1 pseudogene is annotated in these 241 nt (G+C 58.1%); it reads left to right on the top strand.

From position 1 onward, the window contains the following. A pseudogene (locus tag ACCD07_RS32365) lies at positions 1–241 on the top strand (hypothetical protein); the annotation flags it as partial.

The following is a 241-nucleotide window of genomic DNA, read 5'->3' on the forward strand; positions in this document are numbered from 1 at the left end:
TCACGGGACTGGACGAACCCGTTATCCGCTTCCTGGAAGACGACGGCGAGATAGCCGTATTCCTGGAGCATGCCTACGCCCTTGTCGACGCTTCCGTGAAGCGCTACATGGAACGCGGCTTCACCAATCTGTCTGTCTGCTTCGGCTGCACCGGCGGACAGCACCGCTCCGTGTACTCAGCACAACACCTGGCGGAACATCTGCACAAGAAGTTCGGCGTGCAAGTGAACCTGATACATAG

It is taken from the genome of Duganella sp. Dugasp56 (assembly GCF_047304105.1).
In the GTDB taxonomy this organism is placed as follows: Bacteria; Pseudomonadota; Gammaproteobacteria; order Burkholderiales; family Burkholderiaceae_D; genus Rugamonas; species Rugamonas hordei.